Below are 25,735 nucleotides of genomic sequence, written 5' to 3' on the forward strand. Positions count from 1 at the left end.
GAGATGACGGTCTCAGAACCGAGTTTTGTCCGAAAAATCGTATAAAACGGCATTTTGGGTTTCTCGGCAGCATGTTTTATCCTAATAATTGTACAAAACCTCCGAGCTCTCACATCATCGCCGAACCGGTTTTCCTGTGCATAGATCCCCGTTGATCTGGTCACAATAGATAGAAACAACTGGCTTCCGCGGCTTACATGGATAACGGCGGAGCTGACTGGATAAGAGGGGATCGATGTGAATACTCGACGTTTATCTGGTTTGCTGAAAGAACTGAAGAGGATATTTCGAAGAAGGCGCAAGCTGGGACTCAGCTTCATCTTCTTGATCGTCGCAGCCGGCACAGCGATTCTCGCCTTGAACACCCATGAGGAGGAACAGACTGCGCAGAATTCCGCAGAGAGGCTGCGGGAACAAGCGATTGCAGCATGGGCTGCGTCGGATTCGACAGGCAAGGCGCGCACTGAATTAATATCCTATCTTCAGGAACACGAGGTGGAACAATCCGTCGAAGTCTATAGGATCTATGTGTGCGGAGAAGAGAAGCAATCATACGGCAAGCTGACCTCCAAGCAAATCCTCGAACTGTTGGAGCAGCATCCAAATTGGCAGGTCGATGAGTACGGCAGCAACTATAGTACTTCGTCCGGGAATGAATACGATGCTAAGTCCGGAAATGAAAGCGAAGCTGCGTCCATGAGCAGCTCCAGCGAAGAGGTCATTATCTTCTACGAATACATCGAGGATCTGTCTGAACGCTGCAAACAATCGGCATATATCGGCCTGGATGCCATGGATCATTTGACATTGTTTGAGGGATCGCCGGCGGAGGAACAGGTGATTCGGACCTTTTTTCAGATCGATATCGAACACTTGAAGTCCAGTCTGCCAGAGGAGGCGATCGAAAGCTTGTATAACGGGATTCGCATCCGCGATTATGCACAATATAACAGCGTGATCTCCACTTTCAGCCAGTATGCGGTGGAGAAAAGCGAGCGCGATCAAACAGTCGAAACAGAGGGTTTTGAAGCTGAAGCTGCTGAAGCAGAAGCATCTGACAATATGAAAATCACACAATAACATGACGCTGTATAACAGCCTGTGCTATAATGGGAAAAGTGAATGTATGTTCGCTTTTCTTTTTTATTATTATGGCATGTTCTAAGCGGGTGAAACTTCTTGCGAATACTAGGCATCGATCCCGGGATCGCGATCGTCGGGTTCGGATTCATCGACAAACAAGGGAGCAAATTGACCCCTGTGCAATATGGGAGCATTACAACCGAGGCCCATCTGGATCAAGCGGTTCGTTTGAAATTAATCTATGAATCTCTTAACCAGCTCATCGAGCGGTATAAACCGGACGCGATTGCCGTGGAGAAATTGTATTTTAACCGCAATGTGACCACGGCCTTCACCGTCGGACAAGCGCGGGGCGTCATCATGCTGGCTGCCGTGCAGCACGATCTCGAGATCGGAGAATACACGCCTCTGCAGGTGAAGCAAGCCGTCGTCGGATACGGCAAAGCAGAGAAAAAACAAGTTCAAGAGATGGTTCGCATCCTGCTTAAGTTATCGGAGATCCCTAAGCCGGATGATGTGGCAGATGCCCTGGCAGTGGCGATCTGTCATTCGCAGTTTAACGGTTATTACGCCAAGTTAAAAGAGGGATTGAAGCGATGATTGATTACGTGCGCGGGACGATCGCATACATAGAATCTGACTACGCTGTAGTTGATGTGAATGGTATCGGATATCAAGTTTATGTGAGCAATCCATACGCCCTTCTGAATCAGGATTCCGATGTGGTGTTATATACCCACCAGCATGTACGGGAGGATGCGATCTTGCTGTACGGCTTCCCGACCAGAGAAGAACAGCGGTTATTCCGTAAGCTCCTGGAAGTCAGCGGCATCGGACCTAAGGTTGCACTCGGTATCTTAGCCGGAGGACGGCCGGAAGCGCTGGTTGTTGCTATTCAGAGGGAGGATATCGCCTACCTGACGCGGCTTCCCGGTGTCGGCAAGAAAACAGCGCAGCGCATGATCCTTGATCTGAAGGACAAATTGGACAGCTTCAGCGATGTTATAGTGAAAGAAGAGCTGCCTGCAGTTCCGGCGACCGACACCGCTTCTCCATGGCAAGAAGCGAAGGAAGCACTGCTCGCTCTTGGTTATCGAGAAGCAGAGGCCGATCGGGCTTGGCAGATGATCCAAGGGAAGGTGTCCGATGAAGATACCGTCGAGACGCTGATGAAGAAGGCTCTGCAGGTGTTGTTCACGGCAAAATAAAGCTGCGATGCTTGGCTGTTGCAAGCAGATGCGGCAGGCTGCTGAGAGCAGGTAATAGCATAGCATTCATCCGGAGGAATCCATCGAAAGTTGTGATACAGGTTATCAAATCACCGCATTTATCTCCGTATTTTAAGTTAAAGCGAAGGCGTCAAAGAGAGAGGTAGTCTAGAGAAGTACTTAACCAGTTCGAACATGAGGAGGAGCCGGTATGGAGGACCGCATCATATCTGCCAACCTGATGATGGAGGATCAAGAGGTTGAACTCAGCCTGCGTCCTCGTTATCTGGCAGAATATATCGGCCAGCAGAAAGCCAAAGAGAATCTGAAGATCTATATCGAAGCGGCCAAGATGCGCAGGGAGGCGCTTGATCACGTGTTGTTGTACGGTCCGCCTGGACTCGGCAAGACGACGCTGTCCCACATCATCGCCAACGAGCTCGGCGTGAATCTGCGCACGACGTCGGGACCGGCGATCGAGCGGCCGGGCGATCTGGCGGCGATCTTAACGAATCTGCAAGAGGGGGACGTGCTGTTCATCGATGAGATTCATCGGCTGCACCGCTCCGTAGAAGAAGTCCTCTATCCGGCGATGGAGGATTTCGCCTTGGATATCATCATCGGCAAGGGACCAAGTGCGCGTTCGGTCCGCTTGGAACTGCCTCCTTTTACATTGATTGGAGCCACGACCAGGGCGGGGCTCTTGTCGGCCCCCCTTCGCGACCGCTTCGGAGTTATGACGCGGCTGGAATATTACACTGTAGAAGAACTGACGTTCATCGTCAGCCGCGCCTCGGATATCCTTGGCGTACAGATCGTCGGGGAAGCCGCGGAGGAGATCGCGAGACGTTCCCGCGGCACGCCGCGGATCGCCAATCGTCTGCTGAAGCGGGTGCGCGATTATGCGCAGGTGCGGGGGGGACGGCACGATCACCCTGGAGACGGCTCGTGATGCGCTGGAGATGATCCAGGTAGATTCGATGGGACTCGACCATATTGACCATAAGATGCTGGATTCGATTATCCGCAATTTCCGCGGCGGTCCCGTGGGACTTGAGACCATCGCCGCGACCATCGGCGAGGAATCCCAGACCATCGAAGATGTCTATGAGCCCTATCTGCTGCAGATCGGCTTCCTGCAGCGCACACCGCGCGGGCGCATGGTAACAGAGCAGGCATATCGGCATATGGGCATCCCTTATCCGAAGAAGCAGGATTGAGAGATCAGGATCATCAAGATCTGGATCGAAGCAGCAAGGTTCTTGCTTGCGGCAATCCGACAGGAATCCTGCTGGAGGCAGCAACTTTTTGATATTGGACAAGTCTAATGAGTATGAGCTATTTAATCTGCATATGTAAAGATAGGAGAGGCGGAAACGGTATGATGATGGTGAAGAAACGATGGAGCAAGTTGGCATGGCTGTTCTGCGCTGCACTTCTATGGACGCTGATCCTGCCGGGATTCAGCGGTACGGCGCAGGCGGCAATCCCTAAGCTGGACAACATTCGCGTCGCCCTGTTCATTCAGACGCGGGAAACGGCACCGGCCGTTACCTTCTCCATCGCAAGTCCTGCACAGATCGGCCTTCGTACTCCGGAAGGCATTCGCAGCTGGCTTTCGATCGAGGACGGTTCACCAGTCCGGTTCAGCATCGACCAATTCCGCATCGTCATGTATGAATCGACGGAATTAAGCGCTGCTAAAGCGGTTGCTGAGGAATTGGCAGCGATCATGAATAACCGCGAACGTGCTTTCGTGCTAAGCACCGTGCGAAACGGTGCGGTTGTCTATCAAGTGACGGCAGGCAACTATCAAAGCTTGCAAGAAGCAAATGCTGCGAAGGAACGCCTGCTGGCAAATTACAGAGCATCATCTCTGCTGAACGGCTTCCCTGTTCAGATCACAGGCCCCTATCATCTGAGTGCGGGCACATTCGCCACGGAGCAGGAAGCCAAAGCGGTGCAATCGATCTATCAGGAGCGGGGCATCGATGCTGCGCTGGTCTATCATGAGAATGCAGATCAGATGCTCGTCTGCAGCGTCTGGATTGGCGAGGCTGCTTCCAGCGAGCAATTGGAGGAAGTTAAGAACACCGCGCTGGCTGCGGTTCCGGAATTCCCCCTTAGTGCAGCCGATCATTCCCAACCGTATCTATATCTGCGTATGGATCATACCGACGACCGGGCGATACCGCATTATTACTTCAATGCTAAGAACCAGAAAGTATGGTTCACCGCTTCGGTTCCAGGCATCAAAGTTCATGAACGATATGGCCGCACCTATCGCGGCAGCATGGAGATCACGCAGTACAACGATCGGCTGGCCTTGATCAATGAACTGCCCTTCGAGCAATATCTGTATGCAGTTGTGAGCAATGAGATGGGCGGAAGCTTTCCGATGGAGGCACTTAAAGCTCAGGCTGTTGCTGCTCGGACCTATGCCCTGCAGCAAGGGATGAAATACGGCATCGCACACATCTCAGACACCACTTATGACCAAGCCTATTACGGATATGGCACGGAAACGGCTGCAGCTGTACGGGCGGTTGATGCGACGAAGTCCGAAGTTGTCGTGAACCGAAAGGATCACAGCTTGATCACGCCGTTCTATTCCTCCAATGCCGGCGGGTTCACCAGCCATACCGATGAGGTATGGGGTACGGCGGTGGACTATCTACACAGCGTGCCGAGCCCCGATGATGTCGCCGAACAGGGCCGGCACACGTGGCATCGCGTGATCACGCCGAGCGGTTTGGTCGGCTATGTGAGACAGGATCTGGTGCGCACGGCGGGAACGACGGCTGCGGGGTTGACGACGGTATCGGTCATCGAACCAAGCGTGAACGTGCGTCCCAGCCCGGATACATCAGGTACACCGATCACGCAAGTGAAGCAAGGCGATGTGTTGATCGTCCTGGAGACGATGAAGGAGTCCAATCCTTACAGCTGGGTCTCAGTTACGTGGAAGGCCGATCAGCTTCTAAGCCGCATCAACCAGTATGCACGGGCTCCGATTGCCGGCGAGCTTAGATCCCTCCATGTTGCAGAACGCGGCATCTCCGGCCGGGTGATCTCTGTGGTGGCGAACGGCCATGAGAAGGTTCAGGTCTCCTATCCGGATGCCTACCGCACGGTGATGGGCGGCTTGCGCAGCACGCGTTTTGACATCGATCAGACCAATGATCTGACGATCCTTGCGGCGGGTAACTTGACGGCCAATGTGAAGGATATGTATCCTGCAGCGGAACTCTATGTGCTTACCGGCCATTCGGCCTCTACAGCGCAGCCGGTTCAGGGGGAATATCTGTATGCGATGAACGGCAAACAAGAGATCCGCACAGGCACCTTGGATCCGAGATTCCGCTTCATCGGCCGCGGTTACGGGCACGGCTTGGGCATGTCCCAATACGGCGCCAAGGCTTTGGCGGAGATTGGGTATGATTACCAGAAGATTCTCCAATACTATTACAAAGATGTGCAAGTGATCAGAGGATGAACGACATGGATATCGAACAATTTGACTATGAGCTGCCGGAGAGCTTGATCGCGCAGACCCCCCTGAGCGACCGGTCAAGCTCCAGGCTTATGACCTTGAATAAACATACGGGCGAGATCGGGCACTATCAGTTCCGCGATCTCGTTCATTTTGTTAAACCGGGGGATGTTCTTGTCTTAAACGATACACGCGTGATCCCGGCCCGACTGATCGGGCGGAAGCGGGGCGGCGGTGCTCATGTAGAACTCTTGCTGCTGAAGCAATTGGAAGAAGACCGATGGGAGACATTGGCGCGGCCCGGCCGCAGGCTGAAGAAGGGCGCATGGATCGATTTCGGTGAGGATGCCGCCGGAAAGCCGCTGCTCAGCGCGGAAGTGGAGGAGGAGTTGCCCGACGGCGGACGGCTCGTCCGCTTTAACTATGAGGGAGTATTTCTCGAAATCCTTGATAAGCTAGGTCAGATGCCGCTTCCTCCTTATATTCGGGAGATGCTGGAGGATAAGGAACGCTATCAGACGGTGTATGCGCAGCATCCGGGCTCGGCTGCAGCACCTACGGCGGGGCTGCACTTCACGGAGGGGATGCTTTCCCAGCTGCGTGCGCAAGGCGTGCAGATCGCCTTTGTGACGCTGCATGTCGGATTAGGAACCTTCCGCCCCGTGTCGGTGCAGGATATCACACAGCACAAGATGCATGCGGAGTACTACAGCATCCCTGCAGAGACGGCGCAGGTGCTCCAGGAGGCGCGAACAGAGGGAAGGCGCATCATCGCTGTCGGCACGACTTCCTGCCGCACGCTGGAGACGGCGGCACAGAAGTTTGGCGATCAGCCGCTGCAGGAGACAAGCGGCTGGACGGATATCTTCATCTACCCGGGCTATCAATTTCGCTTGGTCGATGGCCTTGTGACGAATTTCCATCTGCCGAAGTCCACGCTTCTGATGTTGATCAGCGCCATGGCCGGCAGGGAGAACGTGATGCATGCTTATGCCGAAGCGGTGAAAGAGCGGTATCGCTTCTTCAGCTTCGGGGATTCGATGTTTATCTATTAACGATAGCAAGAAAGGGGTACTCGGTTGACTTATCCTGTTAGATATGAACTGATCAAGACCTGTAAGCAATCCGGCGCCAGACTCGGACGCCTTCACACGCCGCACGGCGTGATCGATACACCGGTGTTCATGCCTGTGGGCACGCAGGCGACGGTGAAGACGATGAGCCCGGAAGAGCTGATCGAGATGGATGCGCAGATCATCCTGAGCAATACCTATCATCTGTTCCTGCGTCCAGGACATGAGATCATCCGTGAGGCCGGAGGACTGCATACGTTTATGAATTGGCAGCGGCCGATCCTGACGGACAGCGGCGGCTTCCAAGTGTTCAGCCTAAGCGACCTGCGGAAGATCTCTGAGGAGGGCGTCACTTTCCGCTCCCATCTGAACGGGGACAAGCTCTTCCTGTCACCTGAGAAAGCGACGGAGATCCAGAATGCACTGGGCTCCGATATCATCATGGCCTTCGACGAATGTCCGCCCTATCCTGCGGATGAAAGCTATGTGAAACAGTCCCTCGAGCGCACGACGCGCTGGGCGGAGCGCTGTTTGCAGGCACATGCGCGGCCGCATGATCAGGCGCTCTTCGCCATCGTGCAGGGCGGTATGTACGAAAAATTGCGCAAACAAAGCGCCCTGGAGTTGACTTCAATGGATTTCCCAGGGTATGCTATTGGAGGATTAAGTGTGGGTGAACCGAAGCAGCTGATGTATGAGATGCTGGAAGCAACCATGCCATACCTGCCTGCGGACAAGCCCCGTTATCTGATGGGGGTAGGTTCTCCCGACGCACTGATCGAAGGCTCGATTCGCGGCGTGGATATGTTCGACTGCGTGCTTCCGACCCGCATCGCGCGCAACGGCACGACGATGACGAGTCAGGGACGCGTGGTCGTTCGCAATGCCAAGTACATAAGAGACTTCGGGCCGCTGGATCCGGAGTGCGATTGCTACACATGCCGCAACTATTCCCGCGCTTATCTCAGGCATCTGATCAAGGCCGATGAGACCTTCGGCATTCGCTTGACGACCTATCATAATCTATACTTTCTGATCAATCTCATGCGCCGGGTGCGGCAAGCGATCATGGAAGATCGGCTGTTAGATTTTCGCGACGAGTTCTTCGAGAAATACGGCATGCATGCCAACGAAAGCGGGTTCTAATACCCATGATTTGAAGGAGGAAAACCTATGTATTTGCAAGAGGCTGCAGCTGCAGATCCAGCCACCAGCGCTGTCGGCTTACTCCTGCCCTTCGTCGTGATGTTCCTCGTGTTCTATTTCCTGCTGATCCGTCCGCAGCAGAAGCGCAATAAGCTCCGCAATCAGATGCTGAGTGCGCTGAAGAAGGGCGATAAGATCGTGACGATCGGCGGACTGCACGGAACGATCGACTCGATCACGGACGATATCATCGTGCTGAAAGTAAGCGACGGGGTGCGGCTTACCTTTGACCGTTCCGCAGTGAACAACGTGGTGTCCAGCCCGAATATCGATGAGAAGAAATCCGAACCTAAAGAGGAAAACGAAGCAAGCAAGGAAGCCGATGGCAAAGTGAAGGATTAAAACACCGCATGAAGAAACAAGAACAGACTGCCCGCTAGGAATTGTTCTCCTATGAACGTGACAGCGGAATCCGCTGGGATTACGTTGTTCAAGGAGAGCAGTTGGCGAGAGGCAGTCTGTTTTTTGTGTGGCAAGATAAAATATTACTTCCTCGTATTTACGCCGAGAATCCCGCCCGCAGAAGCTGCGACCATGCATAAGCCGGTGAGCAGAAGCGTATGGAGCGAGAAGCCGACATTAAACCCTAAGAAACCGACCAAGATGATAATTCCCGCATAGAACAGACCGACTAATCCTCCGTTCATCCAGCCTTTGCGAAGGGAATGCCTACCAGCCGCAAATCCCCCTGTCAATACCGAAGCTCCATGTATGACGTAAGCTGCTGCACTTAACGAGTGTTCGCGAAAGTCGCTCAGCCACAGCATCAGAGAGAGGATGATCGTACATACGGCCATAAACACAAAGGAATAGACCAGTCCCGTCATCAGGGGCGGTTTTACTTTAACCGGATTAACATTGCCGACAGTCGCCATCTATCTATACCTCCTATCGAGTGATCGTCTGTTGTTACATTGTATGGTCAAGCCTGAATGCTTAGAACTGCTTGAACCTATGCTGTTTGTTTGTATGAACGGTTGAGATGCAAGTCGAGAGTATTCTGACTGCCAACAATTGAAGGCGGTGCGGCCGCATGATCGCAGGCACACCCGGTCACAATAGGATGTACGACTTGTGGAGTGCCAACTTCGATGCGGAGGGAGCCATGCCGGAATGGAACTGACGACGATCTTCTTACGCACGCTGCTGATGTACTTCCTGGTCTTCCTCGCATTGCGTTTGATGGGCAAACGGGAGATCGGCAAGCTGTCAGTCTTCGATCTGGTGAACTCGATCATGATCGCGGAGCTGGCCGTCCTGACGATTGAAGATACGAATACTGAGATCATCAAGGGCATCCTGCCGATGGCGGTGTTAGTCGGCATCCAGATCATCCTCGCCTTCATCTCTTTGAAGAACGAGAAGCTGCGGCGAACCTTCGACGGATTACCCAGCGTGCTTGTGGAGAACGGAGAGATTCGGGATCAAGAGATGCGAAGGCTCCGGTATACCTTGGATGATCTGCTGCTGCAGCTAAGAGAGAACAAGATTTACAACCCTGCCGATGTGGAATTCGCGGTTCTGGAGACCACCGGGAAGCTGACGGCTTTTGATAAGAAAAGCATGGGGAAGGAAGGCAGCCAGCAGCTGCCGCGTGTGAATATTCGCTACGAAGGTTTGCCTCTGCCGCTGATCATGGACGGTAAAGTGCTGGACGAGAACTTAGAGAAGATCGGACAGAACCGATTCTGGCTCCGGGAACAGATCCGGAAGCGCGGAATTAAGGACTTCAAGAGCATCTTCCTGTTGACGATCGATCATAAAGGACAGCTGTATATTGACAAAAAAGATACCAAAGAATCCTAAAACGAAGAGATGGAGAGAACAGCGCCCCGTCTGCAGCAGGTCTATTTTATTCTCCTGAGCCGCGGTCCAAGCCAGGGAATGCGGATGAGGTCATGCTTGTCGATCAAGCCGCAGTAGAATACGGCGGCCAGATAGACGGTAAGTCCGATGCCGATCGATGCGAGCAGGTTCAGCCAGCCGGAGGTCTGCCACAGCACGGAGCGGGCAAGCAGCATCACGATGCCCATGGCGGCAGAACAGCCCGCCGTCATGAACACATCGGCGGTCCGCAAACGGAAGCGAATCGTCCGCATCACGCTGATGTAGTGCAGCAAGGAAACCAGCACGATGTTCACATTGATCGCCAGGATGACGCCGACGATGCCGAGTTTCAGCTTGGCAGCCAACAGTACGATGAGTGTCAGTTTCACACATGCCCCTGCGAAGGAGTTGAACAGGGCTTGGCCCGGATGGTCAAGGGCTTGCAGAGCGGCTTGCAGCGGGTTCTGAAAATACAAAAAGATCGCAGCGGGCGCCATCAGTCTGAGGAGATGGCCGATTGAACCATCAGCATAGAGATAATAGGTCAGCGGGTCCGCCAGCAAATACATGATCACGGCAAAGGGTGCCCCTGCGACCAGAGCGAGACGCATCGATTGATGCAGCCGTTTGTGAATCGTTCTCATGTCGCCGCGGGCAGAGGCTTCAGACAGGGACGGGACCAGGGAGACGGATAAGGAATAAGTGAGCACCCCCGGCAGGAGCAGGATCGGAATCACCATCCCCTGCAGCGCTCCATACTGGGCGGTGGCCATCGCGGTGGCGATGCCTGCGGCGGCGAGGCTGTGCACGGTGATGATCGATTCCAGCAGATAGGAACCGGAACCGACGAACCTTGCCGCGGTTACAGGAATCGAAGTCTGCATCAGCTTGCGAAAGGCGGCGCGGTGCCTCCCTCTGGAGTAAGGAACAGCATGTGCAGCCGCATGTGCAGGCGCGGTGCTCAGCAGGTGGTGCCGACGGTACATCATGAGGAGTGCGATCAATCCGCCGATCTCGCCCAAGAGCACGCCGGCCATGGCACCGGCGGCTGCCCATTCCACCCCGTAGGGGAGCAGGAACCAGGCGAAGAGGAGCATAGCGAAGATGCGCACGATGGTTTCAAGGATCTGCGATGCGGCCGTTGGAATCATGTTCTGCCTTCCTTGAAAATAGCCGCGGAATACAGAGGAGATGCCGACGACGGTGATGATCGGGCTCATCACCGCGATCGTCGGGATCACCCGGCGGTCCGTCATGAGATGCGTCCCGGCGTAGGGAGCGATCCACAGGCAGAACAGCGAGAAGCATAGGCCGCCGACGATGACGAAGGTGAGGGAGACGCGCAGGATGCGCCGCACCATCTGCTCATCCCCCGATGATTCCGCTTCAGAGACCAGTTTGGCGATGGCAAGCGGCAGCCCCCCTGTGATGATGGTGATCAAGATATTAAGCAGCGGATAGCCCATCTGGTAGAGCCCGACGCCTTCCGCGCCGATGACCCGCGGCAAGGTGATGCGCGGCACGAAGCCTAATATGCGGTTAATGATTCCTGCGGCCAGGAGGATGATCGTACCATGGATGAAGGATTGTTTGATTTTGTTCACTATACCCTGCTCCTTGAATAGGCGATCAAATGGATTACATATTTCATGCATATGCGGAAGAGGGCCAAGCCTATGCTTGAAACTTTGGTCAAGCTGCTGCAGGCGCGGAGATGCTGATCGCTAAAACGTTTGCAGGAATTTGCGGGCTCGCGGCGAAAAAGTATAGAACACATAGTCGGTGCGGAAACGGAGGGTTGTCATCATGAAACACATTAAGGAACAACATGCAGATCTGCTAGGAATTGACAAGGAGGAATCGGCAGCGCGAGATGTTCAGGCCCCGAAGAAACCGGGCATGGATGTGCTGATCGAAGGAAACATCGAACATAACCGCGCGCACCAATCAGAATCTGCATCTGCACAAGCACCGGAGAAAACCATAGAAGTAGAAGCGATCGAGAATCCGCTGGGACCAGAGACTCCTCGAGGGGCAGCGGATGACAGCGATGATGCGGAATTCTTGAACCGGGCCATCGAAGAACTTTGCATGAGCAAGGCAGAAGAGTTTGCCCTGCTGGGCTATGATGGCATCACGGGCAAGGAGATCTGGGAGTTCTTGAGCGAGAATTATGCCAAGACAGGGATTCCGCCCTTGCATCGCTTGGTAGACGATATCTTGTCTCTTAAGGTGACGACCTATATGAACTGGCTGACATTGAACGCGTATAAAGGGTTTAAACTCGACGAATAGGATACGCGGCAGATGCCGGCTCGTTTGCGATTCCGTTTTACGGCAGGTATAATAGCAATATTGAGCTGTTGAAGGGAGTTTATCCTGCATGAAAAGATTAGTCGCATTCATCTTAACTACAGCAGTTACACTAGCACTCATCATTGGAACCGTTCCGACGATTCTCGATTCCGTCAAACTCGGACTCGATTTGAAGGGCGGTTTTGAAATTTTATATGAAGCTTCGCCTTTGGAAGAAGGGCAGCAGGTGACCCGCGAGGCGCTGGTGGTCACCGCGAAGAACCTGCAGAAACGAGCCGACGTCGTCGGCGGTGTGGGTGAACCCGAGATCTATCCGGAAGGGGAGAACCGCATCCGCGTACGCATCGCCGGTGTGGAGAATATCGACGAGGTGCGGAAACGGATGAAGGACCCCGCCGTGCTCACCTTCCGCAGCAATGACGGCTGCAGCGAGGATGAACCATTCTGTAAGATCGAGCTGCGGGGCACCGATTTCGTTGAAGGCTCCGCGACAGTGGGCTACGACGAACTTCGCCGGCCGCTTGTCAATATCGAATTGGTAGACGGTCAGAAGTTTTATGAGATTACGGACAGGCTGTCCAGGAAGATCCCGCCTAACAATTTACTGGCAATCATGCTGGATGACGAGATTATCTCGGCGCCGGAAGTACAATATCCGATCAGCGGCGGGAAAGCGACGATCACGGGACAAAGAACGGTGCAGGAAGCCCAGGAACTGGCCGATACGATTAATCTCGGCGCTTTGCCGCTTAAACTGGAAGAGAAGTACATACAGCAAGTCGATGCCTCGCTTGGACGGGCATCACTGGATCAGACGATGCAGGCGGGCATCATCGGTTCGATCTTGATCCTGCTGTTCATGTTGATCTATTACCGGCTGCCGGGGGCAGTGGCTTCCTTTACGTTAATCGTCTATGTCTGGATTCTGCTCATCGTTTTCAATTTGCTGAATGCGACGCTGACCTTGCCGGGGATCGCTGCTTTCGTCCTGGGGATCGGCATGGCTGTCGATGCGAACATCATCACCTATGAGCGATTCCGCGAGGAACTGCGCATCGGCAAGAGCGTCTTATCGGCGGTGCGTTCCGGTTCGAAGACATCGCTCAGGACGATCATCGATGCCAACTTGACGACGGTCGTAGCAGCTGCGGTGCTCTTCTTCATGGGACAAGGCGCGATCAAGGGTTTCGCCCTGACCTTGATCCTGAGCATCGCGGTGGGGATGTTCACCAACGTTCTTCTGTCCAGAGCGCTCATCCTGTGGCTTGTGCGCACAGGAAAGTTCAACAAGCCGGGATATTTTGGCGTGAAGCCGGAGGAGATCAAGAGCCTCTCGTCGAAGACGGATCTGCACGAGAAGGCGATCAGCAAGTTCGACTTTATCCGCCACGGCAAGAAGGCGTATGCTTTCTCGATTCTCTTGACCTTGGCGGGCGTGCTGTCAATGGCATTCGCTGGATTTAATTACGGCGTTGACTTCAAAGCGGGGACTACCCTTGATATCACGCTTAATCAAAGCACAAGCGAGGAAGTCATCGATGAATTGGTCGCAGAAGCGGAGCTTGCGCCGGCAACGCGCAACCTCGGCGGGGCGAATCGCGATCGGATCACGTTTCGCTTCGATCATGTGCTCACAGAACAGGAAATCGACCGCCTCGAGGCGGTCATCGATGAACATTTTGGAGAGGGAAGCGCCTCTTATGAACAGAATACTGTAGACCCGGTATTGGCCTTCGAGATGCGGAATCTGGCCTTGATCGCGGTACTTACCGCAAGTGTGTTCATCTTGGGCTATATCCTCATCCGCTTCGAATGGCGGTTCGCTGTGGCTGCGATCATCGCACTCTTGCACGACGCCTTCGTCGTGATCAGCATCTTCTCGATCTTGCAATTGGAAGTGAACTTGACCTTCATCGCGGCAATCTTGACGATCATCGGATATTCGATCAACGATACGATCGTCATCTTCGACCGTATCCGGGACAACCTGCGTTTCGCCAAGTTAAAGGACAAGCAGGATCTCAAGGAGATCGTGAACAACAGCTTGTGGCAGACCTTGGGCCGCACGATCAATACGCTGATAACGCTGCTTATGACTTCTGTGGCGCTCATGATCTTCGGCAGCGAATCGATCTTCCTGTTCTCCTTAGCGATCACGATCGGGATTACCTTCGGCGGATATTCTTCGATCTTCATCGCCAGCCCGATCTGGATGTCGCTGAAACTCAAGTCGCTGCAGAAGCCGACCGCAAGCGAATGATCAACGCTTGCATGAGCTTCATTCGAAGGATCACCGCACGAGGGATGATCGCTCGAAGGATGTTCTCATGGGAATGCTCTCATGCGGCTTATCACATGAAAGATCATCGCGTTGAATTCATGACGATATGATGCAAGTCAACGAAAGACCTGCTGACCCCCATCCATGAAGCTGAGGACGCAGCAAGTTCACTCGCTGCAGAGGTTGCCATGGATGGGGTTGAGGCATGGAGAGGGGGCAGAACAGGGTGCTTGCATCCAGAACGCGCTGGGTCATCCCAGCGGTTGAATATGAAGAGGCAGAACGCCTGGCAGACCTGTGCGGAATTCATCCGCTGGTTGCCAGGCTTCTCTTGGTAAGGGGATATGATACTCCTGAGCAGATTCGCGCCTTCCTGCAGGAGGACGGCGGCAGCAGGCATGATCCCTATCTGCTGGACGGGATGCGGGAAGCGGTCGAGACGATACGCAGAGCGCTCCAGGAAGAGAAGCACATCCGCATCTATGGGGACTATGATGCGGACGGGATTACGAGTACGGCTTTGATGACGTGGCTGATGAGGGAACTCGGGGCGAAGTTCGACACCTATATCCCGCATCGTGTACATGAGGGATATGGGCTTCATCGGGAAGCCCTTGACAAGGCAAAGCAGGACGGAGTGGATCTGATCATCACGGTGGATACCGGCATAAGCGCCTATGAGGAAGCGCAGTATGCTGAATCGCTGGGCATTGAGCTGGTGATCACAGACCATCATGAACCGCCCGAGCGATTGCCGCAAGCAGCTGCGGTGATCAACCCCAAGAAACCCAATTGCTCATATCCTTTTAAGCAATTGGCGGGAGTCGGTGTGGCGCTCAAGCTGGCGCAAGCCCTCATAGGAGAGGTGCCGGCGCGATTCATCGAGCTGGCGGCTGTGGGTACCATCGCCGATCTCATGCCCCTGATCGATGAGAATCGCGCCATCGTAAGAGAGGGGTTAGCTGCCATGCAGCGGAGCTCCTCGGCGGGGCTGCGGGCCCTGTTCCAAGTTGCCGGATTAGAAGGCAGGGCGATCACCGCGGGCCATATCGGTTTTGCGATCGGACCGCGCATCAATGCCAGCGGCAGGTTAACTTCCGCGGACATCGCCTTAAACCTGCTCATCACTGAAGATGAACAAGAAGCTTATGAACTGGCTAAGGAATTGGATGAACTGAACCGCGACCGGCAGCGCATCGTTGATGAAACGTTGGAAGAAGCACTGCAGATGCTGATGGATCGATACGGGGATGAGGCGAACCTCCCGCCGGTGATCATCGCCGCTAGCGGTCATTGGAATGCCGGCGTTATCGGCATCGTGGCGGCCCGCTTGTTGGAGCGGTTCTACCGTCCGACTCTCGTCTTCACCTCCGATCCTGAGACGGGACTCTCGAAGGGGTCGGCCCGCTCCATCCACGGCTTCGATATCTATCGGGCGCTGGCGGAATGCGCGGATCTGTTAGATCACTTCGGCGGTCACCAGGCGGCCGCGGGGATGACGCTGTCCGCGGAGCGCTTGGAGGAGCTTCAAGAACGCTTGAATGCCTTGGCACGCGAGCAGCTTACTGAAGAGGATTATATCCCGCTGACGGAAGTGGATCTTCGCTGCGGTCTTGCGGATTGTACGATTGAATTGATCGAGCAGCTCGAGCGATTAGCGCCCTTCGGCATCGGCAACCGCTCGCCGAAGCTGCTGATCCCGCAGGCAGCGGTGAAGGAGATGCGCAAGATCGGCAAGGAAGGACAGCACCTCAAGCTGCTGCTGAGCGATCAGACAGGACTTGTCTTGGATGCGGTCGGCTTCGGCTTCGGGCATCTGCAAGCTCATATCGCTGCCCAGGCAAAGGCGGATGTCGTCGGTGAGCTGCAGGTGAATGAATGGAACGGGATGCGCAAACCGCAGCTTCTGATCCATGACATCCGTGTGAATCATCTGCAGGTCTTCGACTGGCGCGGTCTGAAACCGACGCTGCAAGCGGCCGTGGCGGGCGTACGTCATATGCCGGGACTGCGGGAACAAGCGGCCTTCGTCATCTGTGACAGCAGCCCGTACTGGATCCAGGTCATCGAAGCGATGTTCGGCAAGCAGCGTATCTTGCTTCTTCAGGATGACGGGAACCTTAGGCCTCTGCATTCCGATCCATCGCCGCAGCCGTATACCGATCTGATTCTTGTTCAGCTGCCGCACAGCAGCGAGACCTGGAAACGGATGTTAAGGAGGTACGGCAGCCAGCTGGAACGCTTATGCATCTGGCTCGCTGATGCAGAGCTCTGGGCAGCCGGCTGTCCGCCGCGGGAGAGATTCAAACATGTCTACGCTCATCTGCGGCAGCAGCGGAGCTGGCCTGCGGCTGACACCCGTTGGTTTCGGATCATCAGTCAGCGGACGGGCCTTGCGGATGCCGATGTCGCTTGGATCATCCGCGTCTTCGAGGAATTGGAGTTTGTGGTCAGGGAAGGCGACCGCATGAACTATGTCCCCAAACCAGTGCCGCGCGAACTGTCGGAATCCAAGCTGTTCACCATGCGAAAGCGCGGACAGCCGCTGGCGGAATCACTCCTGCTTATGACGACACAGCAGCTGACAGAGACGATCTATGAGATGATCCAGTCGGAAGTCAGCCAAGCGGGATGATGCCAGCAGGATGATGCGGGATCATCCAGCATGGAGCTGAGAACTCCAAGCTTAATCTGGCTTAATCCATATACTTAATTGTATGAAGGTGGGACCTATATGCTTAATTTCAAAGAATACATCCGCGTAGTTGAAGATTTTCCGCAACCGGGCATTCGCTTCAAAGACATCACAACCTTGCTGCAAAACGGAGAGGTCTATCGGGAGGCGATCAACACCCTTAAAGAACAACTCTCTGATCTGAAGATCGATATGGTCGCAGGCCCTGAAGCACGGGGATTCGTCATCGGCGCTCCGCTGGCCTACGCGCTGGGCACAGGATTCGTGCCGATTCGCAAGAGCGGCAAACTGCCATATCGCTCGATCGAGGCTGATTATTCCTTAGAATACGGCAAGGATAAGCTGGCTGTTCACGAGGATGCGATTCAGCCGGGTCAGAATGTATTGATCGCCGATGATCTGCTGGCGACGGGCGGCACGATCTCAGCCTGTGTTGAGCTCATCGAACGGTTGGGCGGCCGCGTGGTCGCAGCCTCCTTCTTGATCGAACTGTCCTATCTCCACGGCAGAGAGAAGCTGAAGGACATCCCGATTCATACACTTGTGACTTATTGATCATTTTGAACCCCATATATAACCAAATGAGCGGGCGCAATAGTGCTTTCGATTCGGACAAGAGTTGACGGAACTGGCGCAACCATTCATAATGAATAGAAAACCCACATTGAGGTATGAGGCGACTGCTATGCTTACTACAGAGGAAGGAATTCAGATGGGCATCGATCAACTGCTTGCTAAAGCCGGGCAATATCTAAAACCGAATGATCTGGAGCGTATACGCAAAGCTTATGATTTTGCGGAGAAAGCCCATGCCGGACAAATCCGCAAATCGGGCGAACCGTATATCCTCCATCCCTTGGCCGTTGCGGAGATCCTCGTCGATATGCAGCTGGATGTCACGACGTTGGAAGCAGCGCTGCTTCATGATGTCGTCGAGGATACGAACGTCACCTTGGAGATGGTAGAAGAGCAGTTTGGCCCCACATGTGCGAAGTTGGTCGATAGTCTGACGAAACTGGAGAAGATCCAATTTAAGACGAAGGAAGAGCAGCAGAACGCCAACTACCGGAAGATGATCGTCGCCATGGCTCAGGACCTTAGAGTCATCCTGATCAAACTGGCCGATCGACTGCACAATATGCGCACGCTCAAGTATCAATCAGAGGACCGGCAGCGCAAAATCGCCGAAGAAACCTTGGAGATCTACTGTCCGCTGGCCCACAGGCTTGGAATCTCAGCGATCAAATGGGAGATGGAGGACATCTCGCTTCGCTATCTCAATCCCCAGCAATATTACCGCATCGTTAATCTGATGAAGAAGAAGCGGGCGGAACGGGAACAGTACATCGAATTGTGTATCGAGAAGATCTCCGAGAAATTGGCGGAGACAGGCATCCGCGGCGAACTGTCCGGCCGTCCAAAGCATATCTACAGCATCTACAAGAAGATGACGACGCAGAACAAACAGTTCAATGAGATCTACGACCTCTTGGCGATTCGCATCCTGGTCGATACGATCAAAGACTGCTATGCGACGCTTGGCATCGTGCATACCCTGTGGAAACCGATGCCCGGACGGTTCAAGGATTATATCGCGATGCCTAAGCCGAATATGTATCAATCCCTGCACACGACGGTGATCGGACCGAACGGTGAGCCGCTGGAAGTCCAGATCCGCACTTATGAAATGCATAAGACCTCTGAGTATGGGGTTGCTGCACACTGGGCTTATAAGGAAGGCACCGTCGTGCCGAGCGGCAGTTTCGAAGAGAAGCTCAACTGGTTCCGGGAGATCCTCGAGCTGCAAAATGAAGTCCGCGACGCTTCTGAATTCATGGAATCCCTGAAAGTGGACTTCTTCTCCGATCTCGTCTATGTCTTCACGCCGAAAGGCGAAGTGATTGAACTGCCGGCCGGTTCTGTCCCTCTGGACTTCGCTTACCGCATCCATACCGAAGTCGGGAATCGAACGATCGGCGCTAAGGTGAACGGCCGGATCGTTCCCCTCGATCATAAGCTCAAAACCGGTGATATCGTCGAGATCCTCACCTCTAAGCACTCCTACGGGCCCAGCCAGGATTGGCTGAAGATCGCCCAGTCATCCAATGCGCGCAGCAAGATCAGACAGTGGTTCAAGAAGCAAAAACGCGAGGAAAACATCAAAGCCGGCGAACAAGCCATCGAACGCGAGCTGAAGCGGCTCGGTTATGAACCGCACGAGGTCATGACAGATGACAATCTGATGGAAGTAGCGAAGAAATTCGCCTTCCAGGATATCGATGATATGCTGTCCGCAGCCGGCATAGGCGGCATTACCCCGTCCCAGATCTGCACGCGCCTGCTCGATCGCTTCCGCAAAGATCAAGATGACGAGGTCGAGCTGACTTCCGAGGTGAAAGAGATCCGGTCAACGGCGCACAAGAGTCGTCCTACACACGGCATCCGAGTGAAGGGCGTGGACAATATCATGGTCCGCTTCGCACGATGCTGCAACCCGGTTCCGGGGGATGAGATCTTAGGTTATATCACGAGGGGGCGCGGTATATCGGTGCATCGCGCGGATTGCAACAACCTGCCCGTCGTCGATGATCTGGACGAGTCCAACCGTCTGATCGAAGTGGAATGGGAAGCGAATGTCGATGCAACCTATAACGTCGATATCGAGATCCTTGGGCATGATCGGCGCGGACTGCTGAATGATGTGCTGCAAGTTGTATCCGAAAGCAAGACGATCATCGCTGCGGTATCAGGTCGTTCTGACAAAAATAAGATCGCGCATATCCATATGTCGCTGCTCATCCGCAACAAGGATCATCTATATCAGATTGTAGAGAAGATCAAGCGCGTGAATGATATCTTCTCGGTACAGAGACTCATGCATTGATTCAGGAACATCTTGTGCAAAGTTCCATGCGATACCTGGTGTGATATGACGAGGATCATTTCATCAAGACGAAAGACGAACCGAAGTTCCCGCTGTCGGAGTACGAAGCGGGAGTTTGTCATTATATGGGCTGCTTTAGGAGAGATGAAGGAAGAAACGGCAAGCGTAAGATGAGCTCTTCGCCGTTAACTTTGGTAATCAGGGAGGTATGAATTGTGCGAGTAGTCGTACAGCGCAGCAAGGAAGCGCGTGTAGAAGTAGATGATAAGACGGTGGGCGAGATCAAACAAGGTCTTGTGTTGTTAGTAGGATTCCGTCATGAGGACACCGAAGCGGATCTCAAGTGGATGGCGGAGAAGGTGGTGAACCTGCGGATCTTCGAGGATGAGGATGGCAAGATGAACCTTAGTCTGCTCGATGCAGGAGGCCAGATCCTCTCCATCTCCCAATTCACCTTGTACGGAGATTGCCGCAAAGGCCGCAGGCCTAATTTCATGGCGGCAGCCCGCCCGGAGCAGGCGGAGCGGTTGTATGATCAGTTTAATGAAGCGCTGCGAGGATTGGGTGTAGAGGTTCAGACCGGCCGGTTCGGCGCGATGATGGATGTCACGCTGACCAATTGGGGACCGGTGACCCTGGTAATCGACAGCGAACAACGGGGCGCTTAAGCAGACGGATACCGTGATTGAACTTGATGGGACCGGGGTATGCTAAGGCTGACCATCCCGCAGGTGAGGTATCCGAAAGGTATGAGACAGTCGACCAAACAAAGACTCGCTGCCAAGTCACAGTTGCAGGCGCTGCATCACGATGTACGTGAATCGATGCATGCGGAGCAAGCATCATTAGCGCCGCGATCGTTGCTGAGTGAAGCTTATGTAGAACCTTTGCGAACTTTTGATCATGGCGTATTTCCAAGACGATGGCCATAATAAGGAGAATATTGGAACCTATAACATTGGAACGTATGTAGGTGAAGCTCTTGCACCAGGTGATGCGAGAGCTTCGACCGCTTGGCTGCGATCGTATATAAGCGCATGTTTAGAGCACTCTTCTAGCCGTCACATAGCGATCTGCCCATTTGCCGCTAGTCAGGCTGGAGATATGCACATCGCTGCCATTCACATCGAGGATATGGATGAACTTCCCGTTTCCGATGTAGATCCCCACGTGACTGATTGCAGAGCTGGAACTGCTGCTGCTGAAGAAGACGAGATCCGCCTTACGCAGATTGGATTTTTTGACAAAGGTTCCAGCCTTCTTCTGATAACGAGTTCCCCACTTCAGATCGATCCCATGCTTCGCATAGACATACTGTGTAAACGATGAACAATCGAAGATAAGACGGCGTGCATTGCGCGTGCCGAAATCATATTCTGCACGGCCGATCAGTGACTTAGCCGTAGCGATAATCGCATCCGCCTTAGAACTGCTGGGTGCTGCATGAGCAGTGGTCGTGATCGTCAGGGTCAGGAGCAATGCCGTGAGCATAAGAGCTGCGAACTTCTTCATCCTCTCTCCCTTCCTTGTCCTATAGATTGATTACCTTTACATAGGGTAACATAATCGGCTTCACATGGGGCTATGTAGATTATGGGAGAGCGGGGATGTGTATCCCTTCGAGATCAGTGAAAGCGCTTCGAAGAGGAAGATGTGAAGTTCATCGGTTAAAGGTATAGGCGAAGCAGGTGATGTATGTTACAATGACGGTGGTTTATGGTGGTTTTTCTAAGAAGGAAGTGAGGTCTTAAGTCAATATGATCGTTCGGATTGAACGGATGGGTTTTGAAGATTTTCAAGCGGAACTCTTTCATATGCTGCGGACATTCTACGACTCAGTAGATGTCATCTATGAGGATGCTCAGGAAGAGCCGGATGCAGTGCTGCGGATCGAAGCCGGCGGCTCTTGGGATTCTGAGATCGAAGTACGGGGAAGCTTCATACATGAGGGCATTGAGCGGCACGAGACCGTGCGGCTGTCACCGGAAGAGCTGGCCTCAGCCCGTGATGAGCGGCAGGCATTAAAGCGATCCGTGCAGATCTGTGTGCTCGAGCTGCTGCGCGGAGTGACGGGGCTTACGCAGCCGTGGGGCGTGCTTACCGGTGTGCGGCCGATGAAGCTGATGCACAACCTGATCGCAGCTCACGGGCGTGTCGAGGCGGAGAGAATCCTTGCCGAGGAATACCTCGTGACCCCCGCTAAGATCAAACTGCTCAGTGAGGTGGCACAGCGTCAACTGGACGTATTGCCGGATCTATACGATATGGGACAAGAGGTCAGCATCTATATCGGCATTCCGTTCTGTCCGACGAAGTGTGCATATTGCACGTTTCCGGCCTATGATATCCGAGGGAATAACGGGTCTGTCGAGGAATTTCTCATCGGCTTGGACCAAGAGATCAGGGCGATCGGGGCCTGGCTGAAGGAATATGATCTTGGAATTACGACGATCTATTGGGGCGGGGGCACGCCGACAAGCATCAGCGCCGAACAGATGGAGGCGTTGTTCCAAGCGATGCATGAGAGCTTCCCGAAGATGGGTGAGGTGCGGGAGCTGACGGTGGAGGCGGGCAGACCGGATACCATCACGCCGGAGAAGATCGAAGTGATGAAGCGCTGGGGTGTGGACCGCATCAGCATCAATCCGCAGAGCTTCACCCAGTCGACCCTCGATGCGATTGGACGGCACCATACAGTGCAGGAGACGGTGGAGAAGTTTCAGCTAGCCCGGCAGATGGGGATGAACAACATCAACATGGATCTGATCATCGGCCTGCCCAATGAGGATGTCTCCGTTTATGCCCGATCTTTGGAGGAAACAGCGAAGCTGATGCCTGAATCGCTCACGGTGCATACGCTGTCGTTTAAGCGGGCTTCCAAGATGACGAAGAACCGCGGGCAGTATCGGGTGGCAGAGCGACATGAGATCGAGGAGATGGTGCGCATGACGAACGAATGGACGGAAGCGCACGGTTATGTACCTTACTATCTGTATCGGCAGAAGAATATTCTCGGCAATATGGAGAATGTCGGATATGCGCTGCCCGGGAAGGAAAGTCTGTATAACATCATCATGATGGAAGAACGCCAGTCGGTGATCGGTCTTGGCTGCGGTGCGGTGAGCAAGATCGTCTGGCCGAAGCGCGGCGACGGATCGGCAGAAGAACCGCAGCGCGTGGAACGCATGCCGAATCCGAAGGAACCCATGGCGTACAACAGCCAGTACCAAGCGTATATTGACAAAAAGCTGCGCTTGCTCGAAGAAGCTTACGGAACCAAGGCCGAAAAAGCGCTTTAAAATTTGTAAACCTCCTGTAATATTTCATTAACCCTGATTTAACAAAGCCCTCCTATAATAAAAGCATACCCCCTTTAATTGATATATTTTCGCTAGGCTCGCGGGCAGCGGGCCTTTTTTCTTCTTCGAAAAGGAATGAACCACCGTGATCAGATGATGTTGGTCACGGGGTTTTTGAGCCGATGCTTCTGGAAATCTAAAAATGATTCTTCCGCCGCGCGGAAGGATGCTGAGTCGCCAGAAAGTGTTGACTCAGGCTGTAGGGGTGCACTGAAGTGGGCTGAGTCGCCAGAAAGTGTTGACTCAGCCTGTAGGGGTGCACTGAAGTGGGCTGAGTCGCCAGAAAGTGTTGACTCAGGCTGTAGGGGTGCACTGAAGTGGGCTGAGTCGCCAGAAAGTGTTGACTCAGCCTGGAGAGGTGAACGGAGTCTGCTGATCCGACAAATACTATCGTCTCAGAAAGAATAAGTGCGCCGGGCATGCAGAACCCAGAAATACGATCGTCTCAGCTGTGTGCTTGACTTTGGCTGGCCTACATATTACAATCAATAAATAATGTCGAATCGATATGGACAACTTCGGTGAAGGGAAGGAGTAGTCCGCAACCGCTGATAACAGAGAGGAAGTCCTGGGCTGGAAGACTTCCCAGACGGACGGATGAACGACATCCCGGAGAACCTGCAGGGAACGAGCCGGCAGCGGTTCCTTAGAACCGTCGGCTTCAGTAGTTGCCAGGCGCGCGGCGAGCGTTATTCGCTTAATGAGGGAATGCCTCGGCTGGATCGATCATCAAGATCGATTATTCGGTCTCTTCTTCGGCATTCCGAATGTGGGTGGCACCACGGGTGATTGATTGCAATCTCTCGTCCCTGTATTGACTTTGTAAGCGGAAGTCGTGGGACGGGAGATTTTTTGTGTGGCGGGATATTCTGCTCGGAATATCCAATATGAACAGTGCTTGCATTCACTTGCTTGCATTCGCATGTATTCACTGCTGGGTAAGTGCAGCAACAATATCTGCAGCAAGGGGGTTATCGAAGTGGCATTTCAGAAACCTAAAGGCACCCAAGACCTGTTGCCGGGTACGGTGGAGAAGTGGCAATACCTTGAATCGGTGGCGAGGGATCTCTGCCGCAGATTCAACTATAAGGAGATTCGCACGCCGATCTTCGAACAGACGGAATTGTTTCAACGCGGTGTCGGTGAAACTACGGATATCGTAGAGAAGGAGATGTACACGTTCCTGGATAAAGGGAAGCGAAGCATGACCTTGCGCCCGGAAGGAACGGCAGGCGTCGTTCGCGCCTATGTCGAGAATAAGCTGTACGGAGAACCGGATGTAACGAAACTGTTTTACATAGGTCCGATGTTCCGCTATGAACAACCTCAGGCCGGACGGTACAGACAACTGCATCAGTTCGGGATCGAGGCCTTCGGATCTGTGGATCCAGCGCTCGATGCAGAAGTGATCGCGCTTGGACACATGTTCTATCAAGAGATTGGTCTGCGGGATGTGATCGTCGAGATCAATTCCGTCGGCAATGCTCCAAGCCGTGCTGCCTATCGCGAGACTCTCAAAGCCTATCTCAAGCCGATGCTGCCAGAGCTCTGCAAGGATTGTCAGTCGAGGTATGAGCGCAACCCGCTGCGGGTCCTGGACTGCAAGGTAGACCAGGAGAAGTTTGCAGACGCGCCATCCATACTGGACAGCTTGGATGAGGAGTGCCAAGAGCATTTCGATGCCGTCAAGCAGCTCCTCACCGACATGGGGATCGAATACCGCATCAACCATCGTCTTGTGCGCGGATTGGATTACTACACCCACACGGCCTTCGAATATAAGGCGGGCGGGATCGGCGCGATCGATACGATCGGCGGCGGCGGCAGGTATAACGGGCTTGTCGCTGAGATCGGCGGTCCGGACCAGCCCGGAGTCGGTCTGGGGCTGGGGATCGAGCGCGCACTGCTTGTGATGGAGGCGCAGGGCGTAGAGATCCCCAGAGAGGAGCCTCTGGATGTTTACCTGATCGGATTAGGGGAACAAGCCGCGCGGGAAACGGCGGGCTTGTTATTCAAACTCCGTGCTGCAGGGATTCGTGCCGAAAGGGATTATCTCGGACGCAAGATCAAGGCTCAGATGAAAGCCGCGGACAGGGCGCAAGCGAGATATGCGGGGATCCTGGGCGATGATGAGCTGGCGCAGGGCGTGATCACACTGAAGAATCTGGCTACCGGCGAGCAGGAGACGGTGCCGCTGGATCAACTGGCGGACAAGCTCAAAGAAGCTCCAGCAGAATAATCGAGCCCTAATGATCGAGCCGCTGAGCGGGCTGAGTGGTCTGGCGAGTCATCTGCCAAGCAAGCATTTAA

Annotated in this window: 19 protein-coding genes and 1 pseudogene; 17 read left to right on the plus strand and 3 right to left on the minus strand. The window is 53.9% G+C overall.

Annotated elements, in window-relative coordinates; genetic code table 11:
* Positions 1 to 237 precede the first annotated feature (237 nt).
* The 8 genes and pseudogenes from PRECH8_RS10735 (at position 238) to yajC (ending at position 8,405) form a co-directional block, all read left to right on the plus strand.
* Complete coding sequence (locus tag PRECH8_RS10735; protein ID WP_200967105.1) at positions 238 to 1,080, plus strand: BofC C-terminal domain-containing protein; 843 nt, start codon at positions 238 to 240, stop codon at positions 1,078 to 1,080.
* 99 nt (positions 1,081 to 1,179) lie between these two features.
* On the plus strand, positions 1,180 to 1,683 hold the full coding sequence (gene ruvC / locus PRECH8_RS10740) for a crossover junction endodeoxyribonuclease RuvC (protein ID WP_200967106.1): 504 nt from the start codon (positions 1,180 to 1,182) through the stop codon (positions 1,681 to 1,683).
* Positions 1,680 to 2,291: a Holliday junction branch migration protein RuvA gene (gene ruvA, locus PRECH8_RS10745; protein ID WP_200967107.1), complete on the plus strand. Its 612-nt coding sequence runs from the start codon at positions 1,680 to 1,682 to the stop codon at positions 2,289 to 2,291. The genes ruvC and ruvA overlap by 4 nt, the downstream gene beginning before the upstream one ends.
* A 211-nt stretch (positions 2,292 to 2,502) precedes the next feature.
* Positions 2,503 to 3,511 (plus strand): annotated as a pseudogene (ruvB, locus tag PRECH8_RS10750) (Holliday junction branch migration DNA helicase RuvB).
* A 161-nt stretch (positions 3,512 to 3,672) separates the two neighbouring features.
* Positions 3,673 to 5,787, plus strand: a complete 2,115-nt coding sequence (locus tag PRECH8_RS10755; protein ID WP_200967108.1) for a SpoIID/LytB domain-containing protein — start codon at positions 3,673 to 3,675, stop codon at positions 5,785 to 5,787.
* A 5-nt stretch (positions 5,788 to 5,792) separates the two neighbouring features.
* A complete protein-coding gene (queA, locus tag PRECH8_RS10760) occupies positions 5,793 to 6,839 on the plus strand; it encodes a tRNA preQ1(34) S-adenosylmethionine ribosyltransferase-isomerase QueA (protein ID WP_200967109.1) in 1,047 nt (348 codons plus the stop codon).
* Between the two features lie 24 nt (positions 6,840 to 6,863).
* The gene (gene tgt, locus PRECH8_RS10765) at positions 6,864 to 8,003 is read left to right on the plus strand and encodes a tRNA guanosine(34) transglycosylase Tgt (protein WP_200967110.1); all 1,140 of its coding nucleotides are present in this window, start codon (positions 6,864 to 6,866) and stop codon (positions 8,001 to 8,003) included.
* Between the two features lie 27 nt (positions 8,004 to 8,030).
* Positions 8,031 to 8,405, plus strand: coding sequence for a preprotein translocase subunit YajC (yajC, locus tag PRECH8_RS10770; RefSeq protein ID WP_200967111.1), 375 nt, complete (start codon positions 8,031 to 8,033; stop codon positions 8,403 to 8,405).
* A gap of 143 nt (positions 8,406 to 8,548) precedes the next feature.
* Here the strand turns inward: yajC and PRECH8_RS10775 are convergent, their stop codons facing one another.
* Positions 8,549 to 8,938: a TIGR04086 family membrane protein gene (locus PRECH8_RS10775; RefSeq protein WP_200967112.1), complete on the minus strand. Its 390-nt coding sequence runs from the start codon at positions 8,936 to 8,938 to the stop codon at positions 8,549 to 8,551.
* A gap of 238 nt (positions 8,939 to 9,176) precedes the next feature.
* On the opposite strand from PRECH8_RS10775, the gene PRECH8_RS10780 reads away from it, so the two are divergent.
* Positions 9,177 to 9,869, plus strand: a complete 693-nt coding sequence (locus tag PRECH8_RS10780; protein ID WP_200967151.1) for a DUF421 domain-containing protein — start codon at positions 9,177 to 9,179, stop codon at positions 9,867 to 9,869.
* 41 nt (positions 9,870 to 9,910) lie between these two features.
* Here PRECH8_RS10780 and spoVB read toward each other — a convergent pair whose 3' ends face one another.
* A complete protein-coding gene (gene spoVB, locus PRECH8_RS10785) occupies positions 9,911 to 11,494 on the minus strand; it encodes a stage V sporulation protein B (protein ID WP_242457544.1) in 1,584 nt (527 codons plus the stop codon).
* A 202-nt stretch (positions 11,495 to 11,696) separates the two neighbouring features.
* On the opposite strand from spoVB, the gene PRECH8_RS14715 reads away from it, so the two are divergent.
* The 6 genes from PRECH8_RS14715 (at position 11,697) to dtd (ending at position 20,734) form a co-directional block, all read left to right on the plus strand.
* Positions 11,697 to 12,185, plus strand: coding sequence for a post-transcriptional regulator (locus tag PRECH8_RS14715; protein WP_308808487.1), 489 nt, complete (start codon positions 11,697 to 11,699; stop codon positions 12,183 to 12,185).
* Between the two features lie 88 nt (positions 12,186 to 12,273).
* Positions 12,274 to 14,466 carry a protein translocase subunit SecD gene (gene secD / locus PRECH8_RS10795; protein WP_200967114.1) on the plus strand — a complete coding sequence of 731 codons (2,193 nt, stop codon included), beginning with the start codon at positions 12,274 to 12,276 and terminating at the stop codon, positions 14,464 to 14,466.
* A gap of 247 nt (positions 14,467 to 14,713) precedes the next feature.
* Complete coding sequence (gene recJ / locus PRECH8_RS10800) at positions 14,714 to 17,122, plus strand: single-stranded-DNA-specific exonuclease RecJ (protein WP_200967115.1); 2,409 nt, start codon at positions 14,714 to 14,716, stop codon at positions 17,120 to 17,122.
* 99 nt (positions 17,123 to 17,221) lie between these two features.
* The gene (locus PRECH8_RS10805; RefSeq protein ID WP_200967116.1) at positions 17,222 to 17,737 is read left to right on the plus strand and encodes an adenine phosphoribosyltransferase; all 516 of its coding nucleotides are present in this window, start codon (positions 17,222 to 17,224) and stop codon (positions 17,735 to 17,737) included.
* Between the two features lie 157 nt (positions 17,738 to 17,894).
* A complete protein-coding gene (locus PRECH8_RS10810) occupies positions 17,895 to 20,066 on the plus strand; it encodes a RelA/SpoT family protein (protein ID WP_200967153.1) in 2,172 nt (723 codons plus the stop codon).
* Between the two features lie 215 nt (positions 20,067 to 20,281).
* Positions 20,282 to 20,734, plus strand: a complete 453-nt coding sequence (gene dtd, locus PRECH8_RS10815; protein ID WP_200967117.1) for a D-aminoacyl-tRNA deacylase — start codon at positions 20,282 to 20,284, stop codon at positions 20,732 to 20,734.
* A gap of 373 nt (positions 20,735 to 21,107) precedes the next feature.
* On the opposite strand, the gene PRECH8_RS10820 is transcribed toward dtd, so the two are convergent.
* Positions 21,108 to 21,578 carry a C40 family peptidase gene (locus PRECH8_RS10820; RefSeq protein ID WP_200967118.1) on the minus strand — a complete coding sequence of 157 codons (471 nt, stop codon included), beginning with the start codon at positions 21,576 to 21,578 and terminating at the stop codon, positions 21,108 to 21,110.
* A gap of 245 nt (positions 21,579 to 21,823) precedes the next feature.
* On the opposite strand from PRECH8_RS10820, the gene PRECH8_RS10825 reads away from it, so the two are divergent.
* Positions 21,824 to 23,365, plus strand: coding sequence for a coproporphyrinogen III oxidase (locus tag PRECH8_RS10825; RefSeq protein WP_200967119.1), 1,542 nt, complete (start codon positions 21,824 to 21,826; stop codon positions 23,363 to 23,365).
* Positions 23,366 to 24,404: 1,039 nt separating this feature from the next.
* The gene (gene hisS / locus PRECH8_RS10830; RefSeq protein WP_200967120.1) at positions 24,405 to 25,664 is read left to right on the plus strand and encodes a histidine--tRNA ligase; all 1,260 of its coding nucleotides are present in this window, start codon (positions 24,405 to 24,407) and stop codon (positions 25,662 to 25,664) included.
* Positions 25,665 to 25,735 lie beyond the last annotated feature (71 nt).

The organism is Insulibacter thermoxylanivorax, assembly GCF_015472005.1.
In the GTDB taxonomy this organism is placed as follows: domain Bacteria; phylum Bacillota; class Bacilli; order Paenibacillales; family DA-C8; genus Insulibacter; species Insulibacter thermoxylanivorax.